The sequence below is a fragment of the Saprospiraceae bacterium genome, assembly GCA_016714025.1.
GTDB lineage: Bacteria > Bacteroidota > Bacteroidia > Chitinophagales > Saprospiraceae > Vicinibacter.
Genome location: JADJOB010000002.1, coordinates 127,703 through 146,228 on the forward strand (window position 1 = coordinate 127,703; position 18,526 = coordinate 146,228).

15 protein-coding genes are annotated in these 18,526 nt (G+C 35.0%); 12 read left to right on the forward strand and 3 right to left on the reverse strand.

From position 1 onward, the window contains the following. Nucleotides 1-87: 87 nt before the first annotated feature. From IPJ80_03875 to IPJ80_03885, 3 genes are all read left to right on the forward strand, one after another. Nucleotides 88-4,461, forward strand: a complete 4,374-nt coding sequence (locus tag IPJ80_03875; protein ID MBK7912616.1) for a CusA/CzcA family heavy metal efflux RND transporter — start codon at nucleotides 88-90, stop codon at nucleotides 4,459-4,461. A 10-nt stretch (nucleotides 4,462-4,471) separates the two neighbouring features. Next, entirely contained in the window at nucleotides 4,472-5,782 is a 1,311-nt protein-coding gene (locus IPJ80_03880) for an efflux RND transporter periplasmic adaptor subunit (protein ID MBK7912617.1), read from the forward strand. 178 nt (nucleotides 5,783-5,960) lie between these two features. Further along, a complete protein-coding gene (locus IPJ80_03885) occupies nucleotides 5,961-7,847 on the forward strand; it encodes a cation-translocating P-type ATPase (GenBank protein ID MBK7912618.1) in 1,887 nt (628 codons plus the stop codon). Nucleotides 7,848-7,931: 84 nt separating this feature from the next. On the opposite strand, the gene IPJ80_03890 is transcribed toward IPJ80_03885, so the two are convergent. Then, nucleotides 7,932-8,822, reverse strand: a complete 891-nt coding sequence (locus IPJ80_03890; protein ID MBK7912619.1) for a cation transporter — start codon at nucleotides 8,820-8,822, stop codon at nucleotides 7,932-7,934. 210 nt (nucleotides 8,823-9,032) lie between these two features. Between IPJ80_03890 and IPJ80_03895 the strand changes: the two genes are divergently transcribed. Both IPJ80_03895 and IPJ80_03900 read left to right on the forward strand, forming a co-directional pair. Beyond that, the gene (locus IPJ80_03895) at nucleotides 9,033-9,512 is read left to right on the forward strand and encodes a JAB domain-containing protein (protein MBK7912620.1); all 480 of its coding nucleotides are present in this window, start codon (nucleotides 9,033-9,035) and stop codon (nucleotides 9,510-9,512) included. 33 nt (nucleotides 9,513-9,545) lie between these two features. Beyond that, nucleotides 9,546-10,475, forward strand: coding sequence for a DUF1738 domain-containing protein (locus tag IPJ80_03900; GenBank protein ID MBK7912621.1), 930 nt, complete (start codon nucleotides 9,546-9,548; stop codon nucleotides 10,473-10,475). 70 nt (nucleotides 10,476-10,545) lie between these two features. On the opposite strand, the gene IPJ80_03905 is transcribed toward IPJ80_03900, so the two are convergent. Both IPJ80_03905 and IPJ80_03910 read right to left on the reverse strand, forming a co-directional pair. Further along, nucleotides 10,546-10,749, reverse strand: a complete 204-nt coding sequence (locus IPJ80_03905) for a hypothetical protein (protein ID MBK7912622.1) — start codon at nucleotides 10,747-10,749, stop codon at nucleotides 10,546-10,548. A gap of 11 nt (nucleotides 10,750-10,760) precedes the next feature. Then, on the reverse strand, nucleotides 10,761-11,267 hold the full coding sequence (locus IPJ80_03910) for a sigma-70 family RNA polymerase sigma factor (protein MBK7912623.1): 507 nt from the start codon (nucleotides 11,265-11,267) through the stop codon (nucleotides 10,761-10,763). 532 nt (nucleotides 11,268-11,799) lie between these two features. Between IPJ80_03910 and IPJ80_03915 the strand changes: the two genes are divergently transcribed. From IPJ80_03915 to IPJ80_03945, 7 genes are all read left to right on the forward strand, one after another. Further along, complete coding sequence (locus IPJ80_03915; protein ID MBK7912624.1) at nucleotides 11,800-12,819, forward strand: hypothetical protein; 1,020 nt, start codon at nucleotides 11,800-11,802, stop codon at nucleotides 12,817-12,819. Beyond that, nucleotides 12,816-13,523, forward strand: coding sequence for a hypothetical protein (locus IPJ80_03920; GenBank protein ID MBK7912625.1), 708 nt, complete (start codon nucleotides 12,816-12,818; stop codon nucleotides 13,521-13,523). Before IPJ80_03915 ends, IPJ80_03920 begins: the two co-directional genes overlap by 4 nt. 173 nt (nucleotides 13,524-13,696) lie before the next feature. After that, entirely contained in the window at nucleotides 13,697-15,139 is a 1,443-nt protein-coding gene (locus tag IPJ80_03925) for a type IV secretory system conjugative DNA transfer family protein (GenBank protein ID MBK7912626.1), read from the forward strand. Further along, the gene (locus IPJ80_03930) at nucleotides 15,120-15,662 is read left to right on the forward strand and encodes a hypothetical protein (protein ID MBK7912627.1); all 543 of its coding nucleotides are present in this window, start codon (nucleotides 15,120-15,122) and stop codon (nucleotides 15,660-15,662) included. The genes IPJ80_03925 and IPJ80_03930 overlap by 20 nt, the downstream gene beginning before the upstream one ends. Next, a complete protein-coding gene (locus IPJ80_03935) occupies nucleotides 15,659-16,630 on the forward strand; it encodes a relaxase/mobilization nuclease domain-containing protein (GenBank protein ID MBK7912628.1) in 972 nt (323 codons plus the stop codon). The genes IPJ80_03930 and IPJ80_03935 overlap by 4 nt, the downstream gene beginning before the upstream one ends. Before the next feature lie 173 nt (nucleotides 16,631-16,803). After that, nucleotides 16,804-17,982 carry an ImmA/IrrE family metallo-endopeptidase gene (locus IPJ80_03940; GenBank protein ID MBK7912629.1) on the forward strand — a complete coding sequence of 393 codons (1,179 nt, stop codon included), beginning with the start codon at nucleotides 16,804-16,806 and terminating at the stop codon, nucleotides 17,980-17,982. Next, a complete protein-coding gene (locus IPJ80_03945; GenBank protein MBK7912630.1) occupies nucleotides 17,979-18,485 on the forward strand; it encodes a DUF4411 family protein in 507 nt (168 codons plus the stop codon). The genes IPJ80_03940 and IPJ80_03945 overlap by 4 nt, the downstream gene beginning before the upstream one ends. The last annotated feature ends 41 nt before the right edge of the window (nucleotides 18,486-18,526 follow it).

The window sequence follows — 18,526 nt, forward strand, 5'->3', positions numbered from 1 at the left end:
AAATATTCCGGCTACGGAATATAAGCTTGAATGCTTGTTGAGCGAATACTCAACAGGTCATTTCTATATTCTTTAATTTATTTAAATATGTTAGATAAAATCATTGCTTTTAGTATAAAAAATAAATTCATCATAGGATTGATGACACTTACCCTCATTATCTGGGGAGTATGGAGCGCAAGCAAATTACCTATAGATGCCCTTCCTGATATTACGAACAACCAGGTACAAATAATAACACTCTGCCCGACACTTGCCGGACAAGAAGTGGAACAATTGGTAACATATCCCATTGAACAAAGCATTGCCAACTTACCCGATCTTGAGGAGCTAAGAAGTATTTCTCGCTTTGGCCTTTCGGTGATCACCGCTGTCTTTGATGACAAAGTAGATATCTATTTTGCCCGACAACTTATCAATGAAAAACTCAAAGAAGCAGAAGAAAAAATTCCAAAAGGAATTGGTACCCCTGAATTAGCACCAGTAAGTACCGGATTAGGAGAGGTATATCAATATATCATTCATCCGAAAAAAGGCAGCGAAGATAAATATACTGCAATGGATCTCCGCACTATGCAGGACTGGATTGTTGCACGTCAATTATACGGCACTCCAGGTATTGCAGAAGTAAATAGTTTTGGCGGTCAACTCAAGCAATACGAAGTTGCTGTAAATCCAGACCGAATGGTAGCAATGGGAATAAGCATTCCTGAAATATTTTCAGCATTGGAAAAAAACAATGAAAACACAGGAGGAGCATACATTGATAAAAAACCCAATGCTTATTTTATACGAGGAGTTGGTTTGATTGGCTCATTTGAAGATATCAAAAATATAGCAGTAAAAAATAGCCCTAACGGAATACCAATCTTAATTAAAGATGTGGCAGATGTGCGTTTGGGATTTGCGGTTCGTTATGGGGCGCTTACTTATAATGGGGAGGTAGATGCAGTTGGTGGTGTAGTTATGATGCTAAAAGGAGCAAACAGTGCGGAAGTAGTAAACCGTGTTAAAGAGAAAATGAAAACTATTCAAAAATCATTGCCTCCTGATGTAGTCATTGAGCCTTATTTAGATAGAACTGATTTAGTGAATCGTGCTATTTCAACAGTTGAAAAAAACCTTATTGAAGGCGCACTCATAGTAATTTTTATACTGGTTTTGTTTCTCGGAAATCTCCGTGCAGGTTTGATAGTCGCATCAGCTATCCCACTATCCATGTTGTTTGCTTTGGGAATGATGAATGTATTTGGAGTAAGTGTTAACCTGATGAGTTTAGGGGCTATTGATTTCGGTTTAATTGTAGATGGTGCTGTCATTATTGTTGAAAGTATTTTTCACCGAATCACTACAAGTCATTTGCAGAGTGGTAAAACAGAACTTACCACAAGACAAATGGATGAAACCGTTTTCGAAAGCGCAAGACGAATGATGAATTCCGCTGCATTCGGACAAATAATTATTCTTATTGTGTATTTACCAATTCTTTCTTTGATAGGAATTGAAGGAAAAATGTTTGGCCCGATGGCTCAAACTGTTTCGTTTGCGATACTTGGTGCCTTTATACTTTCATTGACTTATATTCCGATGGTATCTTCTCTTTTTCTTAGTAAGAAAATAGTTCATAAAAAAAATATATCCGACAGGATGATGGAATTTTTTCAAAACATTTATGCACCGCTCTTACAAAGAGCTATTAAAGCTAAAATTTATGTCGTGGGATTAACAGTAGCCATATTCTTACTCACATCTTTTATTTTTTCAAGAATGGGCGGTGAATTTATTCCCACCTTAGCTGAAGGTGATTTTGCATTTCATTGCATATTATCTCAAGGCACTTCATTATCTCAAAGTATAGAAACATCTATGCAGGCATCACGATTAATCAAAGAATTTGATGAGGTAAAAATGGTCGTTGGCAAAACGGGTAGTGCCGAAGTTCCTACTGATCCTATGCCACCCGAAGCTAGCGATATGATGATCATTCTTAAACCGCAAAGCGAATGGAAACGGAAAATTTCTTACGATGATCTTGCCGATGAAATATTCGAAAAATTGGAAAACATTCCAGGTGTTTTCTTTGAAAAAAGCCAGCCCATACAAATGCGATTTAATGAACTTATGACTGGTATTCGTCAGGATGTTGCTGTAAAAATATTTGGTGAAAATATGGATACACTTTTATCGTATGCCAATAAGGTTAATAACATAGTCCAAAGAGTGGAGGGTGCCACTGCTCCAAGTGTAGAACGGGTTGCAGGTTTACCTCAAATAGTTATCAACTATAATCGCGCTCAAATCGCCAACTACGGTCTCAATATTGAAGACATTAATCATATTGTAAGTACCGCTTTTGCAGGAGGAGAAGCAGGTGTTGTGTTTGAAAACGAGCGTAAATTCGATTTGGTGGTTAGACTGGACAGTACCCATAGAAACAATATTGAAGATGTAAGCCATTTATACATTCCTACTGCCAATGGAACTCAAATTCCTTTATCACAAGTAGCGGAAATAAAAATGGAATTGGGCCCTGCGCAAATAAGCCGTGAGGATGGTAAGCGCAGAATTGTGGTTGGTTTTAATGTGAAAGATCGAGATGTAGAAAGTGTAGTAAAAGATATTCAAAATCAACTTAATGAAAAGGTCAAATTACCTGAGGGATATTATTATACTTATGGAGGAACTTTCGAAAATTTACAAGCGGCGTCAGCCCGTTTGATGATTGCTGTACCAGTTGCTCTAGCCCTGATATTCATGCTTCTCTATTTTACATTCACATCTGTAAAGCAAGCAACTCTCATTTTCACAGCAATTCCAATGGCTGCCATTGGTGGTGTCTTCGCGTTGTTGCTTCGCGATATGCCTTTTAGCATATCAGCAGGTGTTGGTTTTATTGCCTTGTTTGGCGTGGCCGTCTTAAACGGAATTGTATTGGTCAGCACATTTAATCAATTAGAGAAAGATGGTGTAAACGATATTTTTCAAAGAATTAAAGAAGGAACTAAAATCCGTTTGCGACCAGTCCTTATGACAGCGGCAGTTGCCTCACTTGGTTTTTTACCAATGGCTCTTTCTCATGGTGCAGGTGCGGAAGTGCAAAAGCCTTTGGCAACCGTGGTAATTGGTGGCCTGATTACAGCAACTTTTCTTACACTTTTTGTTTTACCATTACTGTATTTGATTTTTTCTTCGCAACGAAAAAGAAAAGTCAACCAGGGTATTTCAACATTATGCCTACTAGTTTTTGGGTTGTTCTTTTCTCAAAATGCAAATGCCCAGATTTCTCTAAAACAATTAAGTATAGATGATGCATTAAGTGTTGCATTGAAAAACAATTTAGAGCTTCAATCTCGGCAACTCAATGTGCAATCTTCCCGCATTATAAAAAAATCTGTTTTTGAATTGCCAAAAACTAATGTAAACTTTCAATTTGGGCAATACAATAGCATTAATCAGGATAAAGCATTTCAGATCACTCAATCCATTCCATTCCCGACTTACTATACGGCAAAAGCCAGGCTATATAATGCCGAATTACAAGGAAGTCAATTTCAAATGCAAATGTCGGAAAGTGAAATTAAAGCTCAGGTGCAATATTGGTTTTATCAATTACTGTATTTGCAAAATGCAAAAAAACAATTAAAGTCATTAGACAGTTTGTATATTGATTTCGTAAGTGCTGCCGATTTGCGATATAAAACTGGTGAAACAAATTTACTGGAAAAAGCCACTGCTGAAACAAAACGAGGGCAACTATCACTTATAATTAAACAAAATGAAACAGAAGCGATAATGGCTTATGCATCGCTTAAAACCTTATTGAATACGAGTGAAGATTTTGCGATTCGTGCCAATGACAATTATCAACCGTTAATCCTAAATATTTCGTTTGATATATCACTAATAGCTAACAATCCATCACTGTTAGTTTTATATCAGCAGGCTCTCATTGCAGAGCAGAATAGAAAAGTAGAAATCTCATCCACTTTTCCAGATTTGAATGTGGGCTATTTCAATCAGTCTTTAATAGGTACACAAACCGTAAATGGAATGGAAGTGTATTATGATGGGAGCAAACGATTTCAAGGTTTCAATGTAGGTGTAGGCATACCATTAACTTTTTTTAGTAACTCGGCAAAAATAAAATCGCTGGATTACAAACGCGCAGCTTTGCAAATGGAAGCTGATAATGGAAAACTTCAACTCCAAGCTAAACTACAAAATGCTTTTGAGCTATATAATCAGAACTTGTCACAATACAACTATTACAAATCAAGTGCCTTGCCTAATGCAGAAATAATTATTAATACGGCAAAAACAGCTTACAACAGTGGGGCCGTCGGCTATATTGAATACTTACAGGCTTTGCAGACGGCTGCTGATGTCCAATTAAATTATCTGCAAGCCATCAATCAGCTCAACCAATCTATTATCAATATCAATTTCTTAATCAACAAGTAAATTTAAAAAAATGAATAAATTAATAATCATCATATCTTTTGCAACTGCAAGCTGGTTGCTTACTTCTTGTCAAAAACACAAAGAAAAAGACGGACATAATCATGGAGAAGAAGCCGTGCATTCTGAAGAATCGCACATTGAACACGAAAACGAAAATACAACAATGCTGACGGCTGAGCAAATGAAATCCATAAAAATTGAATTAAGTAGTATCGAGAAAAAGCAACTTACTGCATCACTCAAAGTAAATGGACTGCTGAAAGTGCCCAATCAAAATAAAGCTAATGCAACAGCCTTATTGGGTGGTGTAATAAAATCAATATTGGTGCAGACGGGCAATTCCGTTAGAAAAGGACAAGTGCTGGCGACAATCACTAATAATTCTTTTATTACCATGCAAGAAGAATTGATTTCAGTTTCCGCTAAAACTGATTTGGCACAATTAGAATACAATCGCCAAAAAGAATTGATACAAGGTAATGCTGGAGCATTAAAAAACTTGCAAACAACAGAAACTGAATTAAAAATATTGAAATCCCGAAAAGCGAGCTTGCAAAAGCAATTAGAACTTATTGGAATAAATTCCGCCTCACTCACAAGCGAGAACATTCAATCTGTTGTAAACATCACAAGTCCTATCAGTGGCACTATAAGTACTGTTTTGATAAATATCGGTAGCTATGTTGATGCAAGCAACCCCATTGCGGAAATAGTGGATAATAATCAACTTCATTTGGATTTATATGTATACGAAAAGGATTTGAAAAAACTCAAAGTAGGTCAAACCATCCACTTTACGCTTACCAATAATCCAGGTAAAGAATACGATGCTGAGGTCTATGCAATTAGCAATACGTTTGAGCAAAACACCAAAGCGGTTGCTGTGCACGCAATGGTGAAAGGCAACAAGCAAGGATTGATTGATGGCATGAGTATCACTGCATTGATTAGCTTAGAAAACGCTACGGTAGATGCGGTTCCAACAAATGCCATTGTAAACCACGAAGGACAGGATTATATTTTTATCGTTACTGATGCGCATAGCGAAGCAGAACACCATGAACACAATGAAGCCGGAGAAGATACGCAACAACATGATGAGCATGGCCATAAGCACAACGAAAAAGAAAAAAACGGGCATGATGAAAAAGAAGACGGAACGACATTTGAAAAAATTCCAATCCGAAAAGGTACTTCTGATGTGGGATACAGTGAAATAACCTTACTTAAAGAAATACCAAAAGACGCAAGAATAGTTACGAATGGCGCTTTTTTTATTTTAGCGAAAATGACAAATAAGGGAGAAGGACATGAACATTAATATCATTGTGAATTAAAACGAAAACAATTAAATAATTTAAACCAATTTTATGGATAACGATAGGTGCTTTTATTTGTTTATTTTTTATTAGCCCTAAATAAAAAAGGAACTCTTCCTTTAAATAAAAAGGAATATTCAATTCATTTCAATTGATCTTTAGAAAACAAAATAAATAAAAATGAAATTACCGATAAATGACAAGAAATTTTTATTTCTTCTTTTCGCAATTCTTATTGTGATTGCACTAGAGGTATTATCCATTATTGGCATAGAAATTCCCATGCCCTATGCCCCGTTTGTATTCTTAGTTTTTATTCTAGGCTTAGGTTATGGCGTAATCTGGAATGGTCTTAAAGCTGCAGCAAAACTAAATTTTAGCAATATTAACCTCTTGATGCTCATTGCAGTGATTGGGGCATTTTATCTGAAGGAATTTTCTGAAGCTGCAGTATTGACCGTTTTATATGTTTTAGGTGAACGTCTGGAAGATATTGGTATCGAAAATTCAAAATCCGCCTTAGATGATTTAGTTAGTAAAGCGCCGAAAGCTGGTTTTGTGAAGGCAGCAAACACAATGGTTTCAATTGATAAAATTTCTGTTGGAACAATTATTCAGGTAAAGCCAGGTGAAATGATTCCACTTGACGGAAGAATTATAACGGGAGAAACTAGCGTGGATGAGTCTTCTATTACTGGAGAACCCATTCCAAAAGACAAGCACAGAGGCGATTTGCTTTTCGCAGGAACACTAAACAAGAATGGATTTGTTGAAATGGAAACAACAAAACTTTCTGCTGATACTACTTTTTCTAAAATAATCCGACTCACTTTTGAAGCATCAGCCAACAAAAGTGATACGCAAAAATTCATTCAACAGTTTTCAAAGTATTATACTCCTTCCATTATTTTTCTTTCTGTTTTGATGTTAGTAATTCCTGCCTTTGTATTGAACCTTGATTTTGACCATTGGCTCTTGCAAGCCATTACTTTATTGGTAATTGCTTGTCCTTGCGCTTTGGTCATTTCTACACCCGTGGCTATATATTCTGCTATCGGTAATGCATCTGCGAAAGGAGCACTGATAAAAGGTGGAAAATATATAGAAGCGTTGGCAAAGATTAAAGTCATTGCATTAGACAAAACCAGAACCATTACATTCGGAAATCCAATCGTCTCAGATGTATTTCCTCTAAATGATACAAGTCGTGAAGAGCTTTTAGCCTGTACAGCAGGTGCAGAATTATTTTCTGAACATCCATTGGCACAAGCAATTGTAGATGCAAGTAAAAAAGAAGGTTTTGAACCTCACAAAGCAGAATCTTTTAAAAGCATAATGGGAAAAGGTGCTACTGCAAAATGTTTAGTGTGTGAGGATGAAACCATATTTGTAGGTAAACTCGAATTCATAAAAGAACACCAGCCCATAGATAAAGAAGCAGAAAAAATTGTTGAGCAGCTTTCAGCAGAAGGCAAAACAAGTGTAGTTGTTAGTTTTGGTAATGGTGTAGCAGGTATTATCGGATTGATGGACGAAATAAAACCTGAAAGCGCAGAAGCATTAAAACAGTTCGAAGCAATGAATATTGAACCCATCATGCTTACTGGTGACAATGAAAAAGCAGCTCATTATGTGGCTCATCAAGTAGGCATCAAAAAAGTCTTTGGAGGGTTGCTTCCGGAAAACAAGTCCGATAAAATCCAAGAATTATTGAAACAATATCAATATGTAGCTATGGTTGGAGACGGTATTAATGATGCCCCTGCATTGGCTTTAAGTACTGTTGGTATTGCAATGGGTGCGGCGGGTAGCGATTCAGCCATTGAAACTGCAAACATTGCATTGATGAATGATAAACTTTCACTCATCCCATTTCTTATTCGTCTCAGTAAAAAAACATTACAAAGAATAAAATTCAACACCATCGGAGCTATTGCTGTAAAACTTATCTTTATCATATTGGCTTTTAGTGGTTACAGTAATTTAGTTTTAGCCATTGCCGCTGATGTAGGGGTAACATTAATTGTAATCCTGACAAGTTTACGTTTGATGAATTACAAAGAATAAATGAAAATCACTTTATTAAGAAATAAGATTTTTTGAGACAGAGTATTCAAGTGAGGAACAGATTAAATGACATAAAAGTCGTTTCTAACAAACTCCATCAATACATGGGCTAAGCTCTATCTCAATAGTTGAATGTTCAATCGCAAATCTATCGTGAAGTATCTTCTTAACCTCTGTGACTATTTCAACTGATTTCTGTATATCAGATTTTTCTAAGGTGATATGACAACTCAAAGCAGTTTTATTTGATGATATAGACCAAATGTGTAAATCATCAACATTAGTAATTTCTGGAAAAGCATCAAAAATCTCTTTCTTTACCTTTTCAAAATCAATACCCCGCGGTGTGCCTTCAAAGAGAATATGTAGTGCATCTTTCAAAACACCCCATGCACTGAATAGAAGCATCAAACCGATAATAATACTCACGATTGCATCAATGATAAAGAAGTGAGTAAAGTAGATTATGATACCTGCTATTAATGCACCAACGGAGGCAAGAGTATCAAATGCCATACTCAAAAAAGCACTTCGCATATTTAAATCCTTTGTGCTGTTTCGGAACAGAAGTGCAATTCCTCCATTTACGAGAATACCAATGAAAGAAACAATGGCTATTAAACTACCGCTCACTGCCTCTGGGTGCAGTATGCGAGTATATGCTTCGTAGAAGATATAAATAGCAAGAGTAATAAGAATGACACTGTTTATCAAAGCAGATATTATTGTCGCTCTGCCATACCCGTATGTCTTGTCTGGTGTCGATTTTCTGCCAGACATTTTTTGAGCAAAATATGAAATAACTAGACTTAAGCTATCAGTTAGATTGTGTCCTGCATCAGAAATGAGAGCCAAACTGCCAGAAATGATACCGACTGTGAATTGAATTATTGTAAAGATAGTATTTAATAAAATACCAAACTTGAGTTTGGAATTAAGGTTAATTACTTCTTGTGAATGTGAATGTGATGACATAGAATGATTTTAGCATTTTTACAATTAAAATTCATCAAGTTATTATTTCTTATAGTTTCTTGACATTTTTTGTCGCTCCATTTGTTTCTGAATATTACAATTTATCATAAACACATCTTGCCAAATTGGCAATTTCTACCGTCTTTGTCTCAATCCTAATTCCTAATAAACTGGTTTAGAAATATTCTTTAACAATCTAAATCAGTAATTATGAAAAATTTAAATGGCGAAAGCCAAATACCTCCGTTATTGCAGGTAGCAGAAGTAAAAGTTATTTACCAATCCAAATTGCCCTTTACCTATCACCCTAGAGTTAATAGTTCAAACGATGCAGAAAAATTTTTCCGAATTAATTGGGGTGATGACATAGACTTGGTTGAAGAATTCAATGTGTTGTTTCTTAATAGAGCTAATTATGTAAAGGGAATATTGCGATTAAGTCGTGGTGGATTAACTGGAACAGTTGCCGATCCACGAATTCTTTTTGCAACAGCACTCAAAGGTCTTGCCGTGGGAATAATTGCCGGACACAATCATCCATCTGGTTCAATCAAACCAAGTTCTCAAGACATAGAGTTAACAAAAAAGATAAAAGAGATTGGTAGATTTCACGAAATAATACTGATAGATCACCTTATTCTTTCTCCACATTCCGGATTCTATTCCTTCGCTGACGAAGGAATGCTTTAAGTAAATCATTTTTCACTTTTAAAATTTATTGTAATGAAAACAACACCTGAACCTAGGGTTCAACAAACCACTATTGCATCACTTTATGATGAGGTGACAAACAGGATAATTGCCATGATTGAAAAAGGCGTAGCTCCGTGGAGAAAAACATGGAACACTTATGGCATAGCGCGTAATTATGTTTCGGGCAGACTTTACACTGGCATCAATTACATTCTTATGAACAATACCGGACATCCCATTCCATACTTTGCGACATTCAATCAAATCAAAGAATTGGGTGGAACAATTAAAAAAGGAACGGAGGCCAGTATGGTCATCTACTTCAAAATGTATTACAAGGATAGTGATGACAAGACACTTACTCCTGAAGTAGCCAAAGGCAGATACAAAAAAGGAGAAGAAATTAAAGTATTGAGGTTCATTCGGTATTACAATGTCTTTAATGTCGGAGACATCGAAGGTATTGAGATAGACCACAGCCGTTTTCCGGAGGTAAAACTCACAGATAATGAGAAAATAACCCGATGTGAGGAAATCATCATGAATATGCCCAACCCACCAGATTTGAGGCAAATTGACTCAAATAGAGCCTTTTATTCACCAGCTCAGGATTTCATCAACATGCCTTCCGTTGGGCAGTTTGAGACTTCAGAACATTACTATGCAACTTACTTTCACGAGCTGATCCACGCAACTGGTCATGCTTCCAGGCTGGCAAGGGCTGAAGTTATGGACTTTTCCGGATTTGGAACTATACCTTATAGTAAGGAGGAATTGGTTGCCGAAATGGGGGCATCATTTCTATGTTCACATACACAAATTGATTATGATTCCGTAGTGCAAAACAATGCTTCCTATCTGGCTGGTTGGCTAAAGGTGCTTAAGGAAGATTCGAGGTTTATTTTCAAGGTTTCTGCTGAGGCGCAAAAGGCTGTTGAATATATTTTGGATTTCAAATAGGGTGAACCGGATGAATCAAATTTTAATTCCTACTCAATTAGTTATTGGGTAGGATTTTTAATTGGATAAATTAGTGATGCATATTCTCTAGTTCAACCGTTTCAATGTTCACTATAGATTCAGCTTTTAAATTATCAGAAGCTCTTTCCAATGAAGCTTGCTTGAGCAAAATTTGATATTGTTTAAATTCCTGATACTCTGCATACATTGTTGCTAGAATTTCAATTCTTTTATCTTGATTATTATTTAGTAATTCGTTCCATGTTATATCCATAAAATATTAATTTACATTTTTGTTGCAATTAGTTGCTCGAGTTTATCAAAGCAAGTTGATTTATAAGTCGCAACTGTGGCTTTCTGTAATTGCATAATTTCGCCGATTTCCTCATTTGAATAACCTTCATGAAATAAGCTTATAATTTGTCTGCATTTAGGCTCCATTAAATTCAACAGGTACTCTAGATGATCCAACTCCACTTTAGATTCATGCCAATTTTTAGCTGAGTTAGCACTTGATGTATTTGAAAGATCAACTTTTGTTCTCAATCTTTCCTTTTGAGCAAAATTTAAAACATTGTTTTTGAAAATTCTATTAATAAAAAACCTATTAAAATTGGTAAGTACTTGACCTTTATTATTCATTTTCCAGACTTCTTCAAGTGATTCATTAAAAATATCATCCATAAAATGTAAAGGCAGTCCGGCATTTTGCATAATACTCGTCATGGCTCCTATGTTCCCTTTGTAAAATCTATTTACAAGATCCGTAGTGTGTAAGTTATACTGCTCCAATTTGATATATTAAAAAATCGTAATACAAATATATCAAAAGTTTGAATTACAGTATTTTATACTTTATGTTTTTTTACAAATTATTAAAAAATGTAATATAACATATTGATTATCAGAAAAAAAGAATAAAAATAATTGGCTTTTTAAATAAAGAATTGTCGTGCTCGCCGGATATAAAAAGGCTGATCCTTTTCAGAACCAGCCCAAATGTAAATTGAATCCGGACTCCATTTCTTGGCCGAAATTACCGGAATCGATTTAGTCTAGTAAAGATACGACCATTTGTTTGAAAATATACGAACGAATGGTTAAAAATAAAGTCGTTCTGACAAGGGGTTCAGCATATTTAGTAACTAATAAATATGCTTATGAATTCTTTTTACTTTCTTATTTATTTCCTGCTTCTACTCATGATCATCAAGCATGAAAAATGCATTGAAGAGTAGAAAATATACCAAGTTGTTTCATCTAAGGAATTAAAATCAGACAATTAACCTTCATAATCTATTAATTCATTTTTAAAATATTTTATATGCCTAACAATGAATTTTATTTTGGTATTCGGGTTGAATCACTCGAAAACTATATCAAAACAAATCTTACTGAGCTCAGAGAGAAAACTCTCCAAAGCACAGACTTGATAGTTCATCAAGGTCTTAAGGACACGCTTGTTATTCAACATGAAATTGCAACAGCTATTGAAGTTCTCAAGGCTCATGTAAGCAAGACCCTTAATCCAGAGATTGAAAAATTGGCTCAAGAAATTCTTCAAGCTAACCTAGAGGAATTGAAGCTTCAAACTGTACGAGAAGTTGATCTTATTGACCAGAAGATTAATAACATTGAAGTGGATATCAGAAGAATAAAAATCACTTATGATTGGCCAGCATATTATAAGGTGTGGGCTGGTATAATTGCATTGTGCTTTATTGATACAATAATGAATTATTCCAGCTACCAGGTCGTTGCAAGGAATCTTATATTAGCAATTTTGCTTTCCGCTCTAACCGCCTACGGTTTATCAACTTCTGCTGTTACAATTGGTAAACGTATGCAAAAAGCTATGACTGTTAAAGCCAAGTGGATTTGGTTTTTATCTGGTATAGTTGGTGGCGGTATTGCATTTTTTGGATTGGGCTTGCTTAGGCAAACATATTTAAGAGATAACGGCTCACTTGCTAATTCACCTTTTATCTGGATGCTCCTAAATGACTTCTTTTATGCAATCGCCATTTTGCTTGCATATACTAAGCTTCCAACGGATGCTCAAGAAAAAGAAAAGCAATTGAAAGATCAAAAGCTTCAGGAAATTGAAAAGTTAAAAGCTGAGAAGAGACATTTATTGGATAAGCTTGAGAATGAAGTAAAAAGGATTCATGAATGCAAGCAGAAGCTTGAGGGATTTAAAATTTACAGGAGCGATTTATTTAATCAATTGGATAGTGAAAGAGACCACATCGTTTCTAATTGTAATCGCGAGTTTACAATTAAAAGTGGCTCACGTTCACAACAACCACCTCAGTTATTAATTCAAAATAATCAAATGTCATGAAGACGCTTTATTGTTATTGCACACTGCTGATATTTTCAGCAGTGTGTTTTTCATCTTGTAATGAAAAACCGAAAGTTCACAACATAACCATTGTATATGATTTGACCGAAGAGCATTTTAAAGGAATTGCAATGTCAGAATTCAAAAAAGTATCAGCTCTGACTAAAAATTCTATGAATGGAGAGTTGACAAGGTTGGTACCTATAACAGAATTAGGATTTAATCGATCTTATGATGTTGTAATTCAAAAGGACTCAAACCTTTTGATGGGAAATGATTATGAAAGAACTGATTTGGTAAATGAATATTTTTCGAAGATTGATTCCTGTTTAAAATTTATAATTGGAGATAAACATGATCGTTCAGGATCTGTAATATTTAAAGTATTAACAGAAGAACTTAATAGATTAAGTGAATCTACTGCTGATTCAAAGACAGCAATTTTTAATACTGATTTTATGGAAAAGTCTTTTGTTAATTTTTATGACACAGCGACGATGAATGTAATAAGAAAGCATCCGGATGAAATGAGAAAAAGATTACTAAAAAAGTATCCGCTAAAGCAACTACAGGGAATAGATATCTACTTTGTCTATTTACCAAAGGATACCGTTGATAGTAATAGATATGAAGCCTTATCTCTGTTTTACAAAAGGATGTTTGAATCATTTGGAGCAAAAGTGCATATCGTAGGAACTATTTAAATAAATAATTTCTAGGTTATGTCTCAATCAAGTAAAAACATTTTTTTTGAAACACTAAAGTCTTTGATTGTCTCAGCACTTAAATTATTGACTTTGCTATTTGCTTACTCCTGTAAATTAACCGGAACGATCCTTTTAAAAACTGGTGAATTTTTGGAAAAATTATTAGTGAAATGATTAGGGTTATTGGCTTTATACTAGAACTTGTATTTGAAATCCTGTCTGCGATATTTACCGGATTGTTAGAATTTATTGAATCACTCATTGGTCAGGAACGAAAAACGGAGTATGATGCGGATTTCGTTCCGGCCAGTGAGATCTTAAGCAAATTTGATGAAGGATTTTGTCTTAACGGAAGTCATTGCCTGTCAATTACGGAAAGTTATAAAAATGGAGTTGCTTTTGGTGGTTCCGGTTCAGGAAAAACCTCAACCATATTAATAAATAGTGCGCTATTGATGGCGAAGGGAAATTCAAGTTTAATCTTTAATGATCCAAGCCATGAAATCCGGTTATTAGTCAGTGGAGCACTAATTGAAATAGGATATGAAATCCGAGTAATAAATTATAGCAGTTTAAATTCAGAATGTTTCAATCCATTAAAACGGTGCAAAACTATCTCAGATATTCAGAAGCTTGCGTCATTGCTTGTCAGAAACTCATTAGGTGATGCTAAAGATCCGTTTTGGAACAAAAGCGCAGAAGCAATCATCTCCCTTTTCATTAGGTACCTAATTTTTTATGCAGAGCCAGAATATCGAACACTTTACAATGTACTCCATTTAGTCAATGTATTTGCAGGTAATCCAGAAAAAATTGACAAGCTTATTGTAAAGACCAGAGATGAAAAAATGCTTTCAGAATACAAGGCATTTGTTGCATACGGCGTTAAAACCTTGTCTTCTATACTCGCTACAGTAAAAGCCTCACTAACTTTATTTACCGATGAAGTAATTGCATCCATTACATCAATTGATACGATTGATTTTGCTGAGTTTAGAACTAAGAAGGTGGCTCTGTTTATAAACAATTCAGTGCCAGACATGCACTATTATGGAGCCTTGACTTCTCTTTTTTTTCAGCAATTTTTAAATGAATTATTGGTGCGTATTCCAGATAAGAACGAAAATAATATCTTCTTTCTTCTTGATGAAGCATCATCAATGTATTTGCCGGGACTTTCAACGACAATATCAAATATTCGCAAATACAATAGCGGAATACTTTTAATATACCAAGACTATCATCAGTTGGAACATATTTATGGAACTTATGAAGCAAAGAATATTACTGCCAATTGCTACGCCAAAGTCTATCTCCCAGGTCAACCAATTGGAACTTGCAAGGAGCTTGAAACAATTTTAGGACGATTTGAATATCTGGATGAAGATGAAGTAAGACATACGAGGCAACTAATGACTGCCGATGAAATTAGGATGACGGACAAAGCAATTATATTGATTGGAAACAAACCACCAATTCATGCACAACTAAAACCATTTTACAATGACTGGAGGCTAAATTCAAAAACAAAAAGGCCTCCTTATGAACCATCAAATAAACTTTATTTTGATGTACCACCTTTAATTCAATTGGATGAAGAGAAGAAGGCTTAATACCAAAAGCAATTTATATTCCTATTTAAAATCCAGTGGAGTTCTTGAGAATGGCACGCACGAGGAAATTCAAAAGGTTAAGAAAGAATATTGGAAACAATACAAAAAGAAATGGCGTAATAATAAACGAAGACAAGACAAAGAGATTGCCGTTTCTTTTTCAAAAGATGAATTTAGAGAAATTACAACTGAATCAAAAAGACATAAATTAAGTCGTACTCAGTTCATTAAGCAATCGTGTTTTGCATATCTAAATAAATCCTTTATTGTTCCAGACATAAAAGAAGTTAGAAAAATATCTCAACTGCTTTCTCTGACATACAATTCAATTCAAGAACTAATTGAAGAAAATAAAGTCGAAAATAAAGTCGCAAGAACACTTATGGATTCCATCTATAATTTGGAAAGAGAAATACTTCCTGTTTTGAATAATCCAAAGTCATTAGAAGTATTCATAAAAGAGCATATTTCAAAAAATCCGAAGGGCAAACCCAAACTTATTGAATTCATTAATTCATTATGATCTTAAAAAATCTCACCCGTAGAAATAATACCGGACAACTTGTAAACTATCTATTCAAACAAGAAAAAGACAACAAGCCAAAACCAATACTAAAACATAATTTAAAAAGTCGGACAACCAAAGGTTGGACAAAGGAATTGGATAAGAATTTTGAATTGAGAATGCATAGGCGTATAGATAATATCCGGCTTCATCATACAATTATCTCTTTTTCAAACAAGGATAAAAAACAAATCAATCAGGATTTGTTAAAGGACATAACAAAAAAATACATTGAGCTACGTGGTAAGGAGAACCAATATTTGGTTTCAACCCATCATGATAAAGAGCATATTCACCTTCATATAGTTATGTCCGCACACAAATATTTAACCGGAGAATCTAACAGAATCTCTCGACAAGAATTCAAAGACTTAAAACTCGCTCTGGATGAATATCAAAAGGAAAAATATCCAGAGCTTATTAATAGTCTTCCCTCTCATGGAAAATCGCAAAAACTCCAGCTTACAGATCCGGAGCTAAAGCTCCAGGATCGTGAAGGAATATTATCACAAAAGCAAGAACTTTTGGAAACTGTTCAGACAGTTTATAGTCGATCTAAATCGCTTGATAATTTTCTTTCTGAGCTCAAATCCGAGGGATATAATTCGTATAGCAGAGGTGGTAAAGTATATGGAGTAGAAGATGAATCCGGAAGACATTACCGTTTCAAAACTCTCGGATTTGACCTCAATAAGCTGGAGGAATTAAACCGTCAAGCTCAAGAAGAAGCAAGGCAACTTCAAGAGCTTGCCAGTCTAAGGGATACAAAAAATCAGGAGCGCGAGCAGGATAATGATGGGTTCGAAAGGGGGATTGAAGAAGATATTAAAGATGGAAATGAACACCCAGAATCTGACGATTCAGAAGAAGAAGCCGGAATTCAAGACGAGGACGATTTAGATTCTGAATATGCCGAAGATAACTAGGCTGGATGCTATTTTGGGTAAGATGCAAGATTGCATTTCGCCATGGCGATATGAATATCTGCCTTATGGCGAAATGCAATCTTGGCGGGAGACCCGCACCCCTTAAATGCTTAGATCTGAATTCCAAATTAACCATCAGAATAACTCTCTTTAAAATCGTAATTTTGCCCATAATGGCAGACAGGGCATATATAACACCAAACGTTCTTAAATGGGCAAGAGAGTCAGCAAGAATGACAGAAGTGGATTCTGCTACTAAAGTTTCGGTGACGGTCGAGAAACTGAAGGAATGGGAAGCTGGAATAAGTCAACCAACAATTCGACAAGCACAAACATTAGCAAAAGCTTATAAAAGACCATTTGCTTTATTTTTTCTTCCTGAGGTTCCGAGAGACTTCCAACCACTGCAAGACTTCCGGAAAACTGGATCAAAAAAACTGACTACTTCTTCAATTTTTATTATTCGTGAAATACAGCAAAAGCAAGTTTGGCTAAGCGATGTTTATGCTGATGATCCTGAAGCTAAATTGCCTTTTGTTGGACGGTTTACGATTAAAGATAATCCACAAAAAGTTGCTAAAGACATACTGCTAACTCTGAACATTAATCCTGCGAATTATAAAACTGAAAACCCAATAAGAGAATGGATTGATGCTTCCGAAACAAATCGAATATTTGTATCGAGAACAAGTTTTATACACTCCAGACTAAAACTCGATTCTGAAGAACTTCAAGGATTTGCAATTTCCGATCCGTTCGCTCCATTTATTTTTATTAACTCGGAAGATTGGAATGCACCTCAACTTTTTACTCTTGTGCACGAATTAGCTCATATATGGATAGCGGAAACAGGAATTTCAAATAATATAGAACCAGAAATAAAAAATAGAGATAAGTTCCACCCTGTTGAACTTTTTTGTAATGAGGTTGCAGCGAATTCCCTATTGCCTAAAGATATAATGCTAAGTTTCAGACAAGATACTTTTGAAAGTTCCAAAGCGGTTTTCAAAACTGCAAAAATGATGGGAGTAAGTTCTTTTGCCTTACTTGTACGCGCTCTTAATCTTAATATAATTTCAACACCGGTATACAAAAACCTAAAAAAACAAGCTGATGCAGATTATTACGCTTATTTAAAGCGTGAAGCCGAAAAAAAGGCAAAACAAAAAGAAAGAGATAAACCCGGAGGCCCTGATTATTTTCTGCTACAATTAAATAGAAACAGTAGGCTTTTTACGCAGACCGTTTTAGATGCCTTCTATGGTGGTTATATTGAACCTACTTTGGCAAGTAACTTACTAAACGTTCAGGTAAATAAATTTCAAAAATTAGAAGCACAATTAATTAAGTGAGTACAAAGGGAAATAAATATTGTTTAGATGCGAATGTCCTTATTCAAGCATGGGAAAAATATTATAACCCAAAATTTTGTCCCGAATATTGGGATATCCTTAATGAATTAGGAGACGAGGAAATAATTTTTATACCAGAATTAGTTTATGAAGAAATTACAAAGACGGAAGATGAATTATTACAATGGCTAAAATCTAGTAATATACCTATAAAAAAAATCACGGAGCCGGTTACGAAATGTCTTCAAGCTATCTATGATCATGATCCGATACACAAAACTCTAGTTGACAATATAAAATCAAGATCGATTGCTGATCCATGGGTAATTGCCCATTCCATGAATGAAAAAGCAATAGTAGTAACAAAAGAAGAAAAAGTAACCGCGTTAAGTTCTAAAAGAATAAAAATCCCGAATGTTTGTGAAAATATGGGTATAAGATGGATTAATGATTTTGCATTTATTGAGGAGTTGGATATCAAATTTAATTGTACCAGGGGATAATCAAAAGTTGAAGATATTTATTACTAACTTTTAAAGCAAAT

Coding starts and splice junctions, on each gene's coding strand:
- IPJ80_03875 (MBK7912616.1), top strand. CDS start 88: ATGTTAGATAAAATCATTGCTTTTAGTATAAAAAATAAATTCATCATA.
- IPJ80_03900 (MBK7912621.1), top strand. CDS start 9,546: ATGAAAACAACACCTGAACCTAGGGTTCAACAAACCACTATTGCATCA.
- IPJ80_03920 (MBK7912625.1), top strand. CDS start 12,816: ATGAAGACGCTTTATTGTTATTGCACACTGCTGATATTTTCAGCAGTG.
- IPJ80_03890 (MBK7912619.1), bottom strand. CDS start 8,822: ATGTCATCACATTCACATTCACAAGAAGTAATTAACCTTAATTCCAAA.
- IPJ80_03935 (MBK7912628.1), top strand. CDS start 15,659: ATGATCTTAAAAAATCTCACCCGTAGAAATAATACCGGACAACTTGTA.
- IPJ80_03905 (MBK7912622.1), bottom strand. CDS start 10,749: ATGGATATAACATGGAACGAATTACTAAATAATAATCAAGATAAAAGA.
- IPJ80_03915 (MBK7912624.1), top strand. CDS start 11,800: ATGCCTAACAATGAATTTTATTTTGGTATTCGGGTTGAATCACTCGAA.
- IPJ80_03930 (MBK7912627.1), top strand. CDS start 15,120: ATGAAGAGAAGAAGGCTTAATACCAAAAGCAATTTATATTCCTATTTA.
- IPJ80_03880 (MBK7912617.1), top strand. CDS start 4,472: ATGAATAAATTAATAATCATCATATCTTTTGCAACTGCAAGCTGGTTG.
- IPJ80_03895 (MBK7912620.1), top strand. CDS start 9,033: ATGAAAAATTTAAATGGCGAAAGCCAAATACCTCCGTTATTGCAGGTA.
- IPJ80_03940 (MBK7912629.1), top strand. CDS start 16,804: ATGGCAGACAGGGCATATATAACACCAAACGTTCTTAAATGGGCAAGA.
- IPJ80_03925 (MBK7912626.1), top strand. CDS start 13,697: ATGATTAGGGTTATTGGCTTTATACTAGAACTTGTATTTGAAATCCTG.
- IPJ80_03885 (MBK7912618.1), top strand. CDS start 5,961: ATGAAATTACCGATAAATGACAAGAAATTTTTATTTCTTCTTTTCGCA.